General features: G+C 67.6%; 1 protein-coding gene. It reads left to right on the top strand.

Annotated features, from left to right (window positions below; genetic code table 11):
- Positions 1–489 (top strand): hypothetical protein (locus J0A65_RS25360; protein ID WP_206596990.1); only part of this gene is annotated, 489 nt, incomplete at its 5' end.
- Between the last annotated feature and the right edge of the window lie 67 nt (positions 490–556).

Raw genomic sequence — 556 nt, 5'->3', positions numbered from 1 at the left:
CAGACCTGGCGCGACGCGTTCCTGCAGCCTCTGGCGGACGATCATCTGCAACTGGCTGATCTGCAGCGTCTGGCCCCCGGCGAGCTGTGGCTGGAACCGCGCCTGGATGGTGCGCGTCTGAGCTACCGTGCCCGGCTTCAGGGAGAGGAGGGTGAGTGGTCGCTGCAGGCCGTGCTGGCCTTGAGCGACAGCCAGCGTGACAGCCTGATGGCGGCGCAAGGGTTGCGCCCGGGCGACGCCGAGCAGGTATTGCCTGCTGTGCTTGTCGAGCAGATGGCGCGTTTCTCCATCGCCAGTCTGAACCTTAGCGCCCCGGCGTCACTGGCCAGCGAACGTCTGGCTGCCAGCCTGGGGCAGCCGCGTCTCAGCCTGGAGCTGGCAGAGGGACAAGCCTGGGTCTACCCGCAGTGGGGGCTGACGGTGCACCTGCGTGGTGACGACATCGCGCTGCTGCATGCGCTGCCGCGCAAGGCCTTTCGCAGCCGCTAGGGCGCTTTACAGCCAGCCTGGCCACCAGTCCGGATACCTGGGCTTGAGCTGGTTGAGGTAGTGGCCG

The organism is Bowmanella yangjiangensis (genome assembly GCF_017255015.1).
Taxonomy (GTDB): Bacteria; Pseudomonadota; Gammaproteobacteria; order Enterobacterales; family Alteromonadaceae; genus Bowmanella; species Bowmanella yangjiangensis.
This window is presented reverse-complemented; position numbering and strand designations above follow the sequence as displayed.